Origin of the sequence: Streptomyces sp. LaBMicrA B280 (genome assembly GCF_049222185.1) — a bacterium.
GTDB classification, from domain to species: Bacteria; Actinomycetota; Actinomycetes; order Streptomycetales; family Streptomycetaceae; genus Streptomyces; species Streptomyces murinus.
Genome location: NZ_JBMJCT010000033.1, coordinates 202929 through 216374 on the forward strand (window position 1 = coordinate 202929; position 13446 = coordinate 216374).

Genomic DNA, 13446 nt, shown 5'->3' on the forward strand with positions numbered 1-13446 from the left:
TCGCCCCGACCGCCACCACCGAATTGCCGGCACCCTCAATTCCCGCCGGGGAAAGGGCGGTCACGGCGTCACGGCGCCACAGGGCCATGACGTCACGGCGTCACCGCGAAGTTCCGCAGGATGGCCTCCGCCAGCTCCTGGTCGCCCTCCGTCTTGACGCGGTCCGCCACCGCCTCGGGGGTCACCCGGCCGCAGGCCAGCCGGACATAGGTCTCCCAGTCGAGGGTGAGGGAGGCCACCGGGCCGAGCGCCGGGGCGGTCTCCAGGGTGCCGCGGCCCTGGATGTCGACGCGGATGGTGCGCAGGAACTCCACGGGCCCGTGCACATCGAAGACGACGGCCGAACTGCGGGGCGCGTCCGCGTCCTTCGCCACGATCTTCGGCAGCGCGTCCAGCAGGAAGTCACGGGTGACGTACGCGCCGGGCGAGTCGAGGTTGCCGGGGCGGCCGAGCGCCGTCCGCAGGTCCTGTTCGTGCACCCAGACGTCGAAGGCGCGCGTCCGGTAGGCGTGTTCGAGGGTGATCTCCCTGCCCATCGGGCCGCGCACGGTGGCACCGGGCTCGCGGTTCTCGTTGCGCATCTGGCGGTTGCGGCGGATGACCGTGTACTCCAGTTCGGCCGTCATCTCCGGCGCCGTGTGGTGGCGGCGGACGTCGACCTGCATCTCCATGTAGCGCTGGTGCTCGTTGGCGACGTGGAAGAGGTCGCGCGGCAGGGAGTGGATGGGGCGCGGGTCGCCGAGCAGCTCGCAGTCCAGGCCGATGACGTGCGAGACGACATCGCGTACCGACCATCCCGGGCACGGCGTCCGCCGGTTCCACTCGGCCTCGGGCAGTGGCTGCACCATCTCTGATATCGCGTCGACGGAGTGCGTCCAGGCGTCGGCGTAGGGCTGGAGGGTGGGATGCAGACTCACGGAACGGGACCCCTCGGCGGTCGGTACACGGGCAGGTTGCGGCGGCGGTGCCAGCGGGCGGCGGCTGCACGTCGGCGGGTGTCTGGGAAGCTAAGTTACGCTGCTGGCAGGCACCCCGGCAGTGCTTTCGCGTGACGATCGTAGGCCCGTATGGACGACTCGAATGCCAGGACGGTGGTAGTGTGCGCGCCTCTCTGATCCAGATCGCCGTCGACGAGGGCGAATCGCCCGTCTCGCGCAGGCAGCGCGCGGCCGCGCTGGTCCGGGCCCAGGCCGGGGCCGACCTGGTGGTGCTGCCCGAGCTGTGGACCACCGGCGCCTTCGCCTATGAGGACTTCGGCCGCGAGGCCGAGCCGCTGCACGGACCGACCTACGAGACGATGGCGTCGGCCGCGGCCGACGCGGGCGTGTGGCTGCACGCCGGGTCGATCCCCGAGCGCGCGGCGTCCGCCGACGGCTCCGCGCCGGACGACGGGACCCTCTACAACACCTCTCTCGTCTTCTCCCCCTCCGGTGAACTGGCCGCCGCCTACCGCAAGATCCACCGCTTCGGCTTCGACCAGGGCGAGGCCGTGCTGATGGGCGCGGGGCGGGAGCCGGTGACGGTCCCGCTGCCCGGCACCACGCTCGGCCTCGGCACCTGCTACGACCTGCGCTTCCCCGAGCTGTTCCGAGCCCTGGTCGACGCCGGTGCCGAGCTGCTGGTGCTCCCGGCGGGCTGGCCCGAGCGGCGCCGCGCGCACTGGACGCTGCTGGCCCGGGCGCGGGCGGTGGAGAACCAGGCGTTCGTGCTCGCCTGTGGAACGGCCGGGACGCACGCGGGAGTTCCGCAGGCGGGTCACTCGATCGTGGTGGATCCCTGGGGGGAGGTGCTGGCCGAGGCCGGTGCCGGCGAGGAGGTCCTCACGGTCGACCTCGACCCGGCGAAGGTGGCGGCGACGCGCGAGCAGTTCCCCGCGCTGAAGGACCGCGTGCTGGGGCTGGCGACGCCCCGGCGATAGCGGGGGCCGTCCGCGCGCCGACGGCCCCGCCGACGGTACGTCAGCCGTCCGGTACGCCGGTCGTCCGTCATGCCAGCCGCCCGGCATGTCCGGCCCCTCAGTCGCCGGGCCCGTCAGCCGCCGGGCCCGTCAGTGGTCCTCCCGCTCCTTCTCCGCGAGGTGGATCACGCACACCGCGACCGCGATGAGCAGCGCCGGGTCCGCGTCCTCGCGTACCACGTCCACGCCGTAGGTCTCCCGCAGGTGCAGCCAGCGCCGGGAGATCACGGCCAGCACCTGGTCGTCGTACTCGACGACGAACTCGCGGTCGAGGATCTTGCCGCTGACGTCCAGCTCGGAGCCGTCGGCCAGCGCGACGCGGTAGTGGTTGCGCAGCAGGGACAGCCGCTTGCGCTTGATGGTGGCCAGGCCCTCGCCGTCCCGCTCGATCACCATCGTGTCGCGCAGGGCGAACATCTTCTGGTGGATGTCGATCAGGACCCGGCCCTGGGCGTCCTTCAGCTCGAAGGTGTCCCGCAGCCGCATGGCCTTGCCGTCGACGAGGAAGACCTTGCGGCCGTGCTCGTCCTCGATCCAATAGTCTTCGCCGATGCCGAGGAGCCGGTCGCGTACCAGGAATCTCATGTCCTGAGCCCTTCCCAGGTTCGGCGGATTCATCACGGCGGGCGTGGGGCGATCCGCCGTGCGCGGGCCGTTTTTCCACAGGCCGTGGAGCCGAGTTGTCCGGGTTATCCACAGGCCGAGCGGGATGTCGGAGGCCGGTGGCACTCTTGAGCCATGACCGATTCCGCACCACCCCGGCGCCCCCGCGTCCGAGCCCCCGAGCTGATCGGCAAGGGCGGCTGGCTGAACACGGGCGACCGCGAGTACACCCTGTCCGACCTGCGCGGCCGCATCGTCGTCCTGGACTTCTGGACCTTCTGCTGCATCAACTGCCTGCACGTCCTGGACGAACTGCGCGAGCTGGAGCACCGGCACCCGGACACGGTGGTGGTCATCGGCGTGCACTCCCCCAAGTTCGCGCACGAGGCGGAACACGGCGCGGTCGTGGACGCGGTGGAGCGGTACGGAGTGGCGCACCCGGTGCTCGACGACCCCGAGCTGGCCACCTGGAAGCAGTACGCGGTGCGCGCGTGGCCGACGCTCGTGGTGATCGACCCGGAGGGGTACGTCGTCGCCCAGCACGCGGGCGAGGGCCATGTGCACGCGATCGAGCGGCTGGTGACGGAGCTGGAGGCCGAGCACGCGGCGAAGGGCACGCTGCGCCGCGGTGACGGCCCGTACGTCCCGCCGGAGCCGGAGCCGACGGTGCTGCGCTTCCCCGGCAAGGCCCTGCCGCTCCCGTCCGGGAATCTGCTGGTCAGCGACACCACCCGGCATCAGCTGGTGGAGCTGGCGGCGGACGGGGAGACGGTCGTACGGCGGATCGGCCAGGGCGACCGGGGGCTGACCGACGGCCCGGAGCACCGTGCCCGGTTCCAGGAGCCGCAGGGGCTCGCCCTGCTGCCCGACGGCACCGTGGTGGTGGCGGACACCGTCAATCACGCCCTGCGCCGCTTCGACCCGTCGACGGGCCGCACTACCACCCTCGCGGGCACCGGGCACCAGTGGATGCAGGGGGCCGCCACCTCGGGACCGGCCCGCGAGGTCGACCTCTCCTCGCCCTGGGACGTCGCCTGGTGGCAGGGCAGGGTGTGGATCGCCATGGCGGGCGTCCACCAGCTGTGGACGTACGACCCGGAGGACGGCACGGTCGCCGTCGCGGCCGGCACCACCAACGAGGGACTGGTCGACGGCTCCGCCGCCGAGGCGTGGTTCGCCCAGCCCTCCGGGCTCGCGGCCACCGCCGACCGGCTCTGGCTCGCCGACTCCGAGACCAGCGCCCTGCGCTGGGTGGACCCCGACGGGGCGGTGCACACCGCGGTCGGCACCGGCCTGTTCGACTTCGGGCATCGGGACGGCGCGGCCGGACAGGCGCTGTTCCAGCACCCGTTGGGCGTCACCGCGCTGCCGGACGGCTCGGTCGCGGTCGCCGACACCTACAACCACGCCCTGCGCCGCTTCGACCCCGCGACCGGCGAGGTGACCACGCTCGCCACGGATCTGCGGGAGCCCAGCGACGCGGTGCTCGTCGGCGCGGACATCGTGGTGGTGGAGTCGGCCCGGCACCGGCTGACCCGGCTGCGGCTGCCGGAGGAGGCGGTGCGCGTGGAGCCGGTGGCCCACCGCACCCGGCGCGCGGCCACCGAGGTCGCCCCCGGCCGGCTGCGGCTGGACGTCGTCTTCCAGGCTCCGCAGGGCCAGAAGCTGGACACCCGGTACGGCCCCTCCACCCGTCTCCTGGTCTCCTCCACCCCGCCCGGGCTGCTGCTCAAGGGCGAGGGGGCGGGCAGCGACCTGAGCCGCGAGCTGGAGCTCGACGCGGCCGTCCGGGAAGGGGTGTTGCACATATCCGCGATGGCCGCGTCCTGCGACGACGATCCCGCCAACGAGTACCCCGCGTGCCATGTGCACCAGCAGGACTGGGGTGTCCCGGTCCGCCTCACCGAGGGGGCGACGGACCGTCTGCCGCTCGTCCTGGCGGGCCTGGACGAGCAGGAGAGCGGGTCTCAGATGCCGTAGCCGTCGGTGTAGCCGTCACCGGTGTGGTGGTGATGGCGGTGGGGTTCCTCCTCCACGATCGGCGTCGTGGGCGGCACGACGACCCGCCGACGCCGGGCGATACCGCTGAATGTGGCGACGCCGATCAGCCCGACGGCCATCAGGATCAGGCCGACGACGGTGAGATTGACGCCGTGCATGTGCCAGTCGGTCGCGAACGTGAGTATGGCCCCCACGGCGATGAGGATGATGCATCCGCCGAGCCCCATGAGGCTTCGCCTCCCCTTTCGGTTCCGGAATCTCCGGTCCCGTCCGGGTACCCGGCGCGGCCCCGAGTAGCCCTGCGCACGACGGCCGTTCGACAGCCGCCCCTCCGTAAGGCCGTTCGCGACCGGCCTTACGGAGGACCGAGCGGGCTATCCCTCCAGGAAGGCCGTCAGGGCGCTCGCGAGGAGGAACGGGTCGTCGGCGCCGCACAGTTCGCGGGCGCTGTGCATGGAGAGGATGGCCACGCCGATGTCGACGGTGCGGATGCCGTGCCGGGCCGCGGTGATCGGGCCGATGGTGGTGCCGCAGGGCATCGAGTTGTTGGAGACGAACGACTGGAAGGGGACACCGGCCTTCTCGCAGGCGGCGGCGAACACCGCGCGGCCCGAACCGTCCGTGGCGTAGCGGTTGTTGACGTTCACCTTGAGGATCGGGCCGCCGTTGACACGGGGGTGGTGCGTCGGGTCGTGCCGCTCCGCGTAGTTGGGGTGCACGGCGTGTCCGGTGTCGGAGGAGAGGCACACGGAGCCGGCGAGGGCGCGGGCGCGGTCCTCGTAGGTGCCGCCGCGGGCGAACACCGAGCGCTCCAGGACGGAGCCGAGCAGCGGGCCGTCCGCGCCGGTGTCGGACTGGGAGCCGTTCTCCTCGTGGTCGAAGGCGGCCAGCACCGGGATGCGGGTGAGCGGGGCGCCGGAGGTCGCGGCGGCGGCCAGCGCGGCGGCGCCCGCGTGCACGGACAGCAGGTTGTCCATGCGCGGACCGGCGACCAGTTCGCGGTCCCGGCCGAGGTAGGCCGGTGCCTCCACCGGGTACGTCATCAGGTCCCAGCCGGCCACCGAGTGCGCCTCCAGGCCGGCCTCCTGCTCCAGGAAGGAGATCAGGTCGCCGTCGAGCACCTCGTCGCCGAGGCCCCACACCGGCTGGAGGTGGCGCTGCTTGTCCAGCTTGAGGCCCTCGTTGCTGACCGAGCGGTCCAGGTGGATGGCGAGCTGCGGCACCCGCAGCAGCGGCCGGTCCACGTCGACCAGGACGGTGGAGCCGTCGCGCAGGGTCAGCCGGCCGGCCAGGCCCAGGTCGCGGTCCAGCCAGGAGTTCATCAGCGGGCCGCCGTAGATCTCCACGGTGACCTGCCGCCAGCCGTGTGCGCCGGTGTCCGGGCGCGGCTTGATCCGCAGATTGGGGGAGTCGGTGTGCGCGCCGATGATGTGGAACGGCGTGTGCGGCGCGACGCCCTCGGGGACGTACCAGGCGATGATCGCGCCGCCGCGCAGCACGTACCGGCCGCCGCTGGTGCCGTCCCAGGCGTCCGTCTCGGCGACCTGCCTGAAGCCGGCCTTCTCCAGCCGCTCGGCGACGTTCGCCACGGCGTGGTACGGCGAGGGGCCGGCCGCCAGGAAGGACATCAGGTCGTCGGTGTGGCCGCGGTCGAAGGTGAGAGGTGCGCGCGCAGCGCTCGCTGGAGGGGTGGCGGCGGGCGACGGGCGGGATGGTGCGCTCATGGGATTCACCTTAACGACGGGCACGGGCCCGCTCCCGGTAAGGGGAGCGGGCCCGTGCACGGAAACGGCAGGGACGTCCGGAACGTCCGGAAGCGACGTCGGGTAACGACGCCGTTCCGTGTTCTAGAAGGCGGCCTCGTCCAGCTCCATCAGGTCCAGCTCGATGCCCGTGGACAGCTTGCGGGCCAGGGTGACGCCCGGCAGGACGTTCGCGGCGAAGAACTTCGCGGCGGCGATCTTGCCGGTGTAGAACGCCTTGTCCTTCGCGGAGGCCGTGGCGAGCTTCTCGGCGGCGACGGCGGCACCCTTGAGCAGCAGGTAGCCGACGATGACGTCGCCGGAGGCGAGCAGCAGGCGGGTGGTGTTCAGGCCGACCTTGTAGATGTTCTTGGCGTCGTCCTGGGTGGCGGCGAGGTCGGTCAGCATCAGGCCGACGATCGCCTCCAGCTCCACCGCGGCCTTGGCCAGGTGCTCGCGGGCGCCGGACAGCTCCTCGCCGCCGGTGCCGAGCGCCAGGAACTTCTTGATGTCCTCGGCGAGCGAGTTCAGCGCGGCGCCCTGGTTGCGGACGATCTTCCGGAAGAAGAAGTCCTGGCCCTGGATCGCGGTGGTGCCCTCGTAGAGGGTGTCGATCTTGGCGTCCCGAATGTACTGCTCGATCGGGTACTCCTGGAGGAAGCCGGAGCCGCCGAAGGTCTGCAGCGACTGGGCCAGCTGCTCGTAGGCCTTCTCGGAGCCGTAGCCCTTGACGACCGGCAGCAGCAGGTCGTTGAGGGCGTGGTCGGCGGCGGCGTCCTCGCCGTTCGCCTCCTTGACCTGGATCGCGTCCTGGACGGAGGCGGTGTACATCACCAGGGCGCGCATGCCCTCGGCGTACGCCTTCTGCGTCATCAGCGAGCGGCGCACATCGGGGTGGTGGGTGATGGTGACCTTGGGCGCGGCCTTGTCCATGAAGTTGGCCAGGTCCGGACCCTGGACGCGCTCCTTGGCGTACTCCAGGGCGTTCAGGTAGCCGGTGGACAGCGTGGAGATCGCCTTCGTGCCGACCATCATGCGGGCGAACTCGATGATGCGGAACATCTGGCGGATGCCGTCGTGCTTGTCGCCGATCAGCCAGCCCTTGGCGGGGTGGCGGTCGCCGAAGGTCATCTCGCACGTGTTGGAGGCCTTCAGGCCCATCTTGTGCTCGACGTTGGTTGCGTAGACGCCGTTGCGCTCGCCCAGCTCACCGGTCTCGAAGTCGAACTCGTACTTCGGCACCAGGAAGAGGGACAGGCCCTTGGTGCCGGGGCCGGCGCCCTCGGGGCGGGCGAGCACGTAGTGGAGGATGTTCTCCGACATGTCGTGCTCACCCGAGGTGATGAAGCGCTTCACGCCCTCGATGTGCCAGGAGCCGTCCTCCTGCTGGACCGCCTTGGTGCGGCCGGCGCCCACGTCCGAGCCCGCGTCGGGCTCGGTGAGCACCATCGTGGAGCCCCACTGCTTGTCCACGGCGATCGAGGCGATGTGCTTCTGGACCTCGTTGCCCTCCTCGAAGAGGATGCCGGCGAACGCGGGGCCCGAGGAGTACATCCACACGGCCGGGTTGGCGCCCAGGATCAGCTCGGCGTAGGCCCAGATCAGGGAGCGCGGCGAGGTGGTGCCGCCGATCTCCTCGGGCAGGCCGAGGCGCCAGTACTCGGAGTCCATGAAGGCCTGGTAGCTCTTCTTGAAGGACGCCGGGACCGGCGCGGTGTTGGTCTCCGGGTCGAAGACCGGCGGGTTGCGGTCGGCGTCGGCGAAGGACTCGGCCAGCTCGTTCTCCGAGAGGCGGGTCAGCTCCTCCAGCACGCTCTTCGCGGTCTCGACGTCCATCTCCTCGAACGGGCCGGTGCCGTACACCTTGTCGCGCCCGAGTACTTCGAAGAGGTTGAACTCGATGTCGCGGAGATTCGACTTGTAGTGCCCCATGGCGACGGCTCCGTTGAGGGATCGGCGAGGCACTGAATCCTCGCATCTGTTTCACGTACCAATAAGTAGCTCCGATGATGCTACCCGCCGGTAATAAGGCGCAACCCCAGTCCGGCCAAGTGTGAGAAGGGTCTACTCCTGTGGGCCTTTCGGGTCCATCCCTGCGGCGGCCCGGATCTCGGTACGCTTGCGCCCATGTACGGATACGGCCAGCCCATGGACGGCGGCGCCGCGCAGCAGCAGTACACGTCGGGGCAGCAGCAGATGGCGGGCGGGGCCGGCGGGTACGGCCAGCAGCCGCCGCTCTATCCGGAGCCGTCCCCGCCCTCGCTCGCGGACGCGGTGCGCGCGTTCACCACCGGGCAGATGTCCCCCGAGGACTTCCAGCAGATCTTCGCGTCGTCGAAGGTGTACTGCCCGCGCGGTGACACCCCCGGCTTCCTCGCCCTGCACAACACCCAGCAGCCGGTGATCCCGATGTTCACCTCGCTCAAGGAGCTGCGGCGGTACGCGGGCAAGGAGTCCAAGTACTTCGTGATCACCGGAGCCGAGGTGATCGACCTGCTGCCGACCGGCTACGGCTTCGTCCTGGACATGGAGGGCGAGCACCGGATGGTGTTCGACGCGAAGGCCGTCGAGCAGATGGTCGATTTCGCGATGCGCCGGATGTACGGCTGACCGGAATGTGCGGTCGGCCGGACGTGCGGCCGATCGGCTGAGACTCGTCGCTGCACGGGCCCGGAGGGAATTCCCTCCGGGCCCGCCCTGTTGTGGGTGGCAAGAAGTTCAACGCTCAACTAAAGTGGGCGTACGAAGGAGGTAGCCACCATGCCTGCAGTGACCGTCGAGAACCCGTTGACGCTGCCCCGTGTGACCGCTCCCGCCGATGCCGTGGCGCGCAAGGTGCTCACCGTCACCACCGCGCCGAGCGGGTACGAGGGCGAGGGCTTCCCCGTGCGCCGGGCGTTCGCGGGGATCAATTACCGCCATCTCGACCCGTTCATCATGATGGACCAGATGGGTGAGGTGGAGTACGCGCCGGGCGAGCCCAAGGGCACCCCCTGGCACCCGCACCGCGGCTTCGAGACCGTCACCTACATCATCGACGGGATCTTCGACCACCAGGACTCCAACGGCGGTGGCGGCACCATCACCGACGGCGACACCCAGTGGATGACGGCGGGCGCCGGGCTGCTGCACATCGAGGCGCCGCCGGAGCACCTCGTCGTCTCGGGCGGGCTCTTCCACGGGCTCCAGCTGTGGGTGAACCTCCCCGCCGAGGACAAGATGATGGCCCCGCGCTACCAGGACATCCGGGCCGGCAGCGTCCAGCTGCTGACCTCGCCGGACGGCGGCGCGCTGCTCCGGGTGATCGCCGGTGAGCTGGACGGCCACGAGGGCCCCGGCATCACGCACACCCCGATCACCATGGTCCACGCGACGCTCGCGCCCGGTGCCGAGATCACGCTGCCCTGGCGGGAGGACTTCAACGGCCTGGCGTACGTGCTGGCGGGCCGCGGCGGCGTCGGCGAAGAGCGCCGTCCCGTCCACACCGGTCAGACGGCCGTCTTCGGCGCCGGGTCCTCGCTGACCGTGCGCGCGGACGAGCGGCAGGACGGCAACACGCCGGACCTGGAGGTCGTGCTCCTCGGCGGCCGCCCGATCCGTGAGCCGATGGCGCACTACGGCCCGTTCGTCATGAACACCAAGGACGAACTGATGCAGGCCTTCGAGGACTTCCAGAAGGGCCGCCTCGGCACCGTCCCGGCCGTGCACGGCATGACGGACGAGGGCCCGCAGGCCTGACCCGCCCCCGGGACAGGGCGCCCCTCCAGCCGACGAAGCCTGGAGCGGCGCCCTTTCGGCCGACCGGATGCCGCGGCACCCCGGCCCGCCCGGTCCCGTGCTCACCCGCCCGGTCCCGCAGGACGAGACACTCGGCGGTCTGCGTGATCCGCTGGGGGACGTGCATCTGTTGCCCGAGCCCGTTCGGCGGCTTGCCGCGTGGTGCGCCGTGCTGCTGCTGGTCGCCGGGGTCGGATGGGTCGGGGTGCGGCTGTGCGGGGAGCTTCGTACGGCCGTCACCGCGGTCCTGCTCGCACTCCTCGGCACCGCCCTGCTCGGCCCCCTGCACCGGCGGCTGGTGCGGGCCGGCGTCCAGCGCTCGGTGTCGGCCGGGCTGACCTGCGTCGCGGTCGTGGCCGTCGTCGGCGGCGCCGTCTACATCGTCGTCGCCGCCCTCGTCGACAGCGGCGACGAGATCATGACCTCGCTGCGCAACGCCGCCAAGAGCGTCTCCCGGCACTTCGGGGCCGCCGGGACCGGCCTGGAGGACCTCACCACCAACTCCGGGGAGCTGCTGCGCCGGTTCGGCGGCACGGCCGCGTCCAACGTCATCAGCGGGGTGAGCGTCGTCGGCGAGAGCATCGCGCTGGCCGTCCTCGCCCTCGTCCTGGTCTTCTTCTTCCTGCGCGACTCCCACCTCGTGGCGGGCACCCTGCGCTCCCTCGCGCCCCGGGGCACCGGCGACACCCTCGAAGCGGTCGCGCGCCGCGCCTACCAGGCCGTCGAGGGGTTCATGCGCGGCACCACCCTGATCGCCCTGATCGACGCCCTCTGCATCACCGTCGGCCTGCTGATCCTCCGGGTGCCCGGCGCCCTCGGGCTCGGCGCGCTGGTCTTCGTCGGGGCCTTCATCCCCTACCTCGGCGCGTTCATCTCCGGCGCGGTCGCGGTGCTCGTCGCCCTCGCGGACCGGGGCTTCGTCATCGCGCTGTGGACGCTCGGGGTGGTGCTCGCCGTGCAGGTCCTCGAGGGGCATGTGCTCCAGCCGATGATCCAGAGCCGCACCGTGCAGATGCACCCCGCGGTGGTCATGGTCACCATCACGGCCGGTGCCTCCGTGGCGGGCATCCTCGGCATGCTCCTGGCCGTCCCGCTGACCGCGGCCGCCTTCGGCGTCCTCCAGGAACTGCGCGACCGCTACGGCCCCTCGCCCGCGGGCGACTCTCCGTCCACCGGCTCCTCGTCACCCGGTAGCCCGTCCCCCGGCTCCCCGCCGCCCGGTTCCCCCGGCCCTTCGTAGAGCTCGAACCAGATGCTCTTGCCCTCGCCCCGCGGATCCACCCCCCACGCGTGCGCCAGGAGCCCGATCAGCAGCAGTCCCCGCCCGGAGGAGGCCAGTTCGCCGGGCCGCCGCTTGTGCGGGAGGTCGTCGCCGCTGTCGAAGACCTCGATCCGCAGCCGGCGCCGCCCGCCCTCCTCGGCGACCTCGGCCAGCAGCAGCGCGTCCGCGTCGGTGTGCACCAGGACATTGGTGACCATCTCGGAGACCAGCAGCTCCGCCGAGTCGACCTGGTCCGGGGAGGCCCAGTCGTGCAGCAGATCGCGCACATGCCGGCGTGCCACGGCGATCCGCTCGGGCTCGTCCTGGCCCACCGACAGCAGCAGGCGCCGCACCCGGGGCCGTACCGCCACCGTGTCGTCGCAGCCGCAGCCGCAGCCCGGCCCGGGGCGGCACAGCAGCAACAGCGCGATGTCGTCCTCGCGCCGGTCGGCCAGCGGTCCCGTCGTGTGGTGCGAGGACGGCCCGTGCACGCCCTGGACCAGCGCGTCGGCCAGCGCCTCCAGATCGCCCTCGTGGCCCTCCAGGATCGAGCGCAGCCGCAGCCAGCCGCTGTCCAGGTCGTGCCCCCCGGTCTCGATCAGCCCGTCGGTGCACAGCATCAGCGTCTCCCCGGGCTGGAGCGCGAACCGGGTCGTCGGATAGTCCGCGTCCGGGTCGATGCCCAGCGGCAGCCCGCCCGCCGTCGGCCGCAGCATCACCGTGCCGTCGGCCATCCGGATCACCGGGTCCGGATGGCCCGCGCGGGCGATCTCCAGCCGTCCGCTCACCGGATCGACCGCCACGTACAGACAGGTCGCGAACCGCGGGTCGGACATCTCCTCGTCGTGCGTCATCCCGTGCAGGAAGCGGGAGGCGCGCGAGAGCACGGCGTCCGGGCGGTGCCCCTCGGAGGCGTAGGCGCGCAGCGCGATCCGCAGCTGCCCCATCAGCCCGGCCGCCCGCACATCGTGCCCCTGCACATCCCCGATGACCAGCGCGAATCGGCCGGCGGGCAGCGGGATCATGTCGTACCAGTCGCCGCCCACCTGGAGTCCGCCGCCGGTCGGGATGTACCGGGCGGCGATCCGCACCCCCGGGACCTCCGGGCCCAGCGAGGGCAGCATGGAGCGCTGGAGCCCCTCCGTCAGCTCCCGCTCCGACTCGGCGGTCTCCGCCCGGGACAGGGCCCCCGCCAGCATCCGGGCCACCGTCGTCAGCACCGCCCGCTCGTCCGGGGTGAAGCCCACCGGATAGGCGAAGCCCGCCATCCAGGCGCCCATCGTCCGGCCGCCCACGGTCAGCGGCAGGAACGCCCAGGAGCTGCGCCCGAAGGGCCGGGCCAGCGGCCAGGTCACCGGATAGCGGTCCCGGTACTCCTCAGGCGAGGAGAGGTACACCGCCCGCCCGGTGCGCACCACCTCGGCCGCCGGGTACTCCAGCCCCAGCGGCATGCTGGTGAACGGGCCCATCTCGTCGGACTGGTGGCCGTGGTGGCCGATCATCGTCAGCCGGTCGCCCTCCACCCCGAACACCACCAGGCCGTTCGGCGAGAACCCCGGCATCGACAGGCCCGCCGCGACCCGCAGCACCTCCGCCGTGGACCGCGCCTCGGCCAGCGCCCGGCCCGCGTCCAGCAGGAACGCCTCCCGCGAACGCCGCCAGGGCCCGGTGACCGCGGTGCGGCCGCCCGCCGGGTCCGGGCCCGGCTCGGCGACCTCCTGGAGGGTGCCGGTCAGTACATAGGCGCGCCGCCCGGCGTCGTACGACGGCTTCGAACGGCTGCGTACGACGCGCAGGACCGTGCCCTCCTCGTCCATGATCCGCACCCGTACCTCGGCGAGCGTGCCCTCGGCGACCGCGAGCTGCACCACCGCGGTGATCTCGTTCCAGTCGGCCGGATGCAGCCGGGCCCGGGTCTGGGCCTCGGTGAGGGTGGCCGGCGCCGCGGGCAGCCCGAGCAGCCGCGCCGCCTCCGCGTCCACGGTGACCAGCTTGTCCGCGGTGTCCCAGTGCCACAGCCCGGTCGCGAGGGCGGCGAGGACGTCCCCGACGGCCGGGAGCGGCTCACCTGTACGCATTGTCCCTATTTAAGGAGATGCGCTCGA

11 protein-coding genes are annotated in these 13446 nt (G+C 71.8%); 5 read left to right on the forward strand and 6 right to left on the reverse strand.

What is annotated here, in order from left to right:
- Positions 1 to 92: 92 nt before the first annotated feature.
- Positions 93 to 917, reverse strand: a complete 825-nt coding sequence (locus ACLF5H_RS25905) for a maleylpyruvate isomerase family mycothiol-dependent enzyme (protein WP_421678418.1) — start codon at positions 915 to 917, stop codon at positions 93 to 95.
- 182 nt (positions 918 to 1099) lie between these two features.
- Between ACLF5H_RS25905 and ACLF5H_RS25910 the strand changes: the two genes are divergently transcribed.
- Positions 1100 to 1918, forward strand: a complete 819-nt coding sequence (locus ACLF5H_RS25910) for a carbon-nitrogen family hydrolase (protein ID WP_421678419.1) — start codon at positions 1100 to 1102, stop codon at positions 1916 to 1918.
- A 129-nt stretch (positions 1919 to 2047) separates the two neighbouring features.
- On the opposite strand, the gene ACLF5H_RS25915 is transcribed toward ACLF5H_RS25910, so the two are convergent.
- Positions 2048 to 2542 carry an LURP-one-related/scramblase family protein gene (locus tag ACLF5H_RS25915; protein ID WP_421678420.1) on the reverse strand — a complete coding sequence of 165 codons (495 nt, stop codon included), beginning with the start codon at positions 2540 to 2542 and terminating at the stop codon, positions 2048 to 2050.
- A gap of 153 nt (positions 2543 to 2695) precedes the next feature.
- Between ACLF5H_RS25915 and ACLF5H_RS25920 the strand changes: the two genes are divergently transcribed.
- Entirely contained in the window at positions 2696 to 4540 is a 1845-nt protein-coding gene (locus ACLF5H_RS25920; RefSeq protein WP_421678421.1) for an NHL domain-containing thioredoxin family protein, read from the forward strand.
- On the opposite strand, the gene ACLF5H_RS25925 is transcribed toward ACLF5H_RS25920, so the two are convergent.
- From ACLF5H_RS25925 to ACLF5H_RS25935, 3 genes are all read right to left on the reverse strand, one after another.
- Entirely contained in the window at positions 4528 to 4788 is a 261-nt protein-coding gene (locus ACLF5H_RS25925; protein ID WP_085565692.1) for a DUF6458 family protein, read from the reverse strand. The two genes, ACLF5H_RS25920 and ACLF5H_RS25925, sit on opposite strands and share 13 nt — an antisense overlap.
- Positions 4789 to 4935: 147 nt before the next feature.
- A complete protein-coding gene (locus tag ACLF5H_RS25930; protein WP_421678422.1) occupies positions 4936 to 6285 on the reverse strand; it encodes a M18 family aminopeptidase in 1350 nt (449 codons plus the stop codon).
- A 123-nt stretch (positions 6286 to 6408) separates the two neighbouring features.
- On the reverse strand, positions 6409 to 8235 hold the full coding sequence (locus tag ACLF5H_RS25935; RefSeq protein ID WP_421678423.1) for an acyl-CoA dehydrogenase: 1827 nt from the start codon (positions 8233 to 8235) through the stop codon (positions 6409 to 6411).
- 195 nt (positions 8236 to 8430) lie between these two features.
- On the opposite strand from ACLF5H_RS25935, the gene ACLF5H_RS25940 reads away from it, so the two are divergent.
- The 3 genes from ACLF5H_RS25940 to ACLF5H_RS25950 all read left to right on the forward strand — a co-directional run bounded on the left by ACLF5H_RS25940 (position 8431) and on the right by ACLF5H_RS25950 (position 11320).
- Positions 8431 to 8913, forward strand: coding sequence for an SseB family protein (locus ACLF5H_RS25940; RefSeq protein ID WP_037650207.1), 483 nt, complete (start codon positions 8431 to 8433; stop codon positions 8911 to 8913).
- Positions 8914 to 9063: 150 nt separating this feature from the next.
- Positions 9064 to 10041: a pirin family protein gene (locus tag ACLF5H_RS25945; RefSeq protein ID WP_421678424.1), complete on the forward strand. Its 978-nt coding sequence runs from the start codon at positions 9064 to 9066 to the stop codon at positions 10039 to 10041.
- 160 nt (positions 10042 to 10201) lie between these two features.
- A complete protein-coding gene (locus ACLF5H_RS25950) occupies positions 10202 to 11320 on the forward strand; it encodes an AI-2E family transporter (RefSeq protein ID WP_421678563.1) in 1119 nt (372 codons plus the stop codon).
- Here ACLF5H_RS25950 and ACLF5H_RS25955 read toward each other — a convergent pair.
- Positions 11218 to 13419 carry a SpoIIE family protein phosphatase gene (locus ACLF5H_RS25955; protein WP_421678425.1) on the reverse strand — a complete coding sequence of 734 codons (2202 nt, stop codon included), beginning with the start codon at positions 13417 to 13419 and terminating at the stop codon, positions 11218 to 11220. The two genes, ACLF5H_RS25950 and ACLF5H_RS25955, sit on opposite strands and share 103 nt — an antisense overlap.
- Between the last annotated feature and the right edge of the window lie 27 nt (positions 13420 to 13446).

Coding starts and splice junctions, on each gene's coding strand:
- ACLF5H_RS25915 (WP_421678420.1), bottom strand. CDS start 2,542: ATGAGATTCCTGGTACGCGACCGGCTCCTCGGCATCGGCGAAGACTAT.
- ACLF5H_RS25920 (WP_421678421.1), top strand. CDS start 2,696: ATGACCGATTCCGCACCACCCCGGCGCCCCCGCGTCCGAGCCCCCGAG.
- ACLF5H_RS25925 (WP_085565692.1), bottom strand. CDS start 4,788: ATGGGGCTCGGCGGATGCATCATCCTCATCGCCGTGGGGGCCATACTC.
- ACLF5H_RS25930 (WP_421678422.1), bottom strand. CDS start 6,285: ATGAGCGCACCATCCCGCCCGTCGCCCGCCGCCACCCCTCCAGCGAGC.
- ACLF5H_RS25935 (WP_421678423.1), bottom strand. CDS start 8,235: ATGGGGCACTACAAGTCGAATCTCCGCGACATCGAGTTCAACCTCTTC.
- ACLF5H_RS25940 (WP_037650207.1), top strand. CDS start 8,431: ATGTACGGATACGGCCAGCCCATGGACGGCGGCGCCGCGCAGCAGCAG.
- ACLF5H_RS25945 (WP_421678424.1), top strand. CDS start 9,064: ATGCCTGCAGTGACCGTCGAGAACCCGTTGACGCTGCCCCGTGTGACC.
- ACLF5H_RS25955 (WP_421678425.1), bottom strand. CDS start 13,419: ATGCGTACAGGTGAGCCGCTCCCGGCCGTCGGGGACGTCCTCGCCGCC.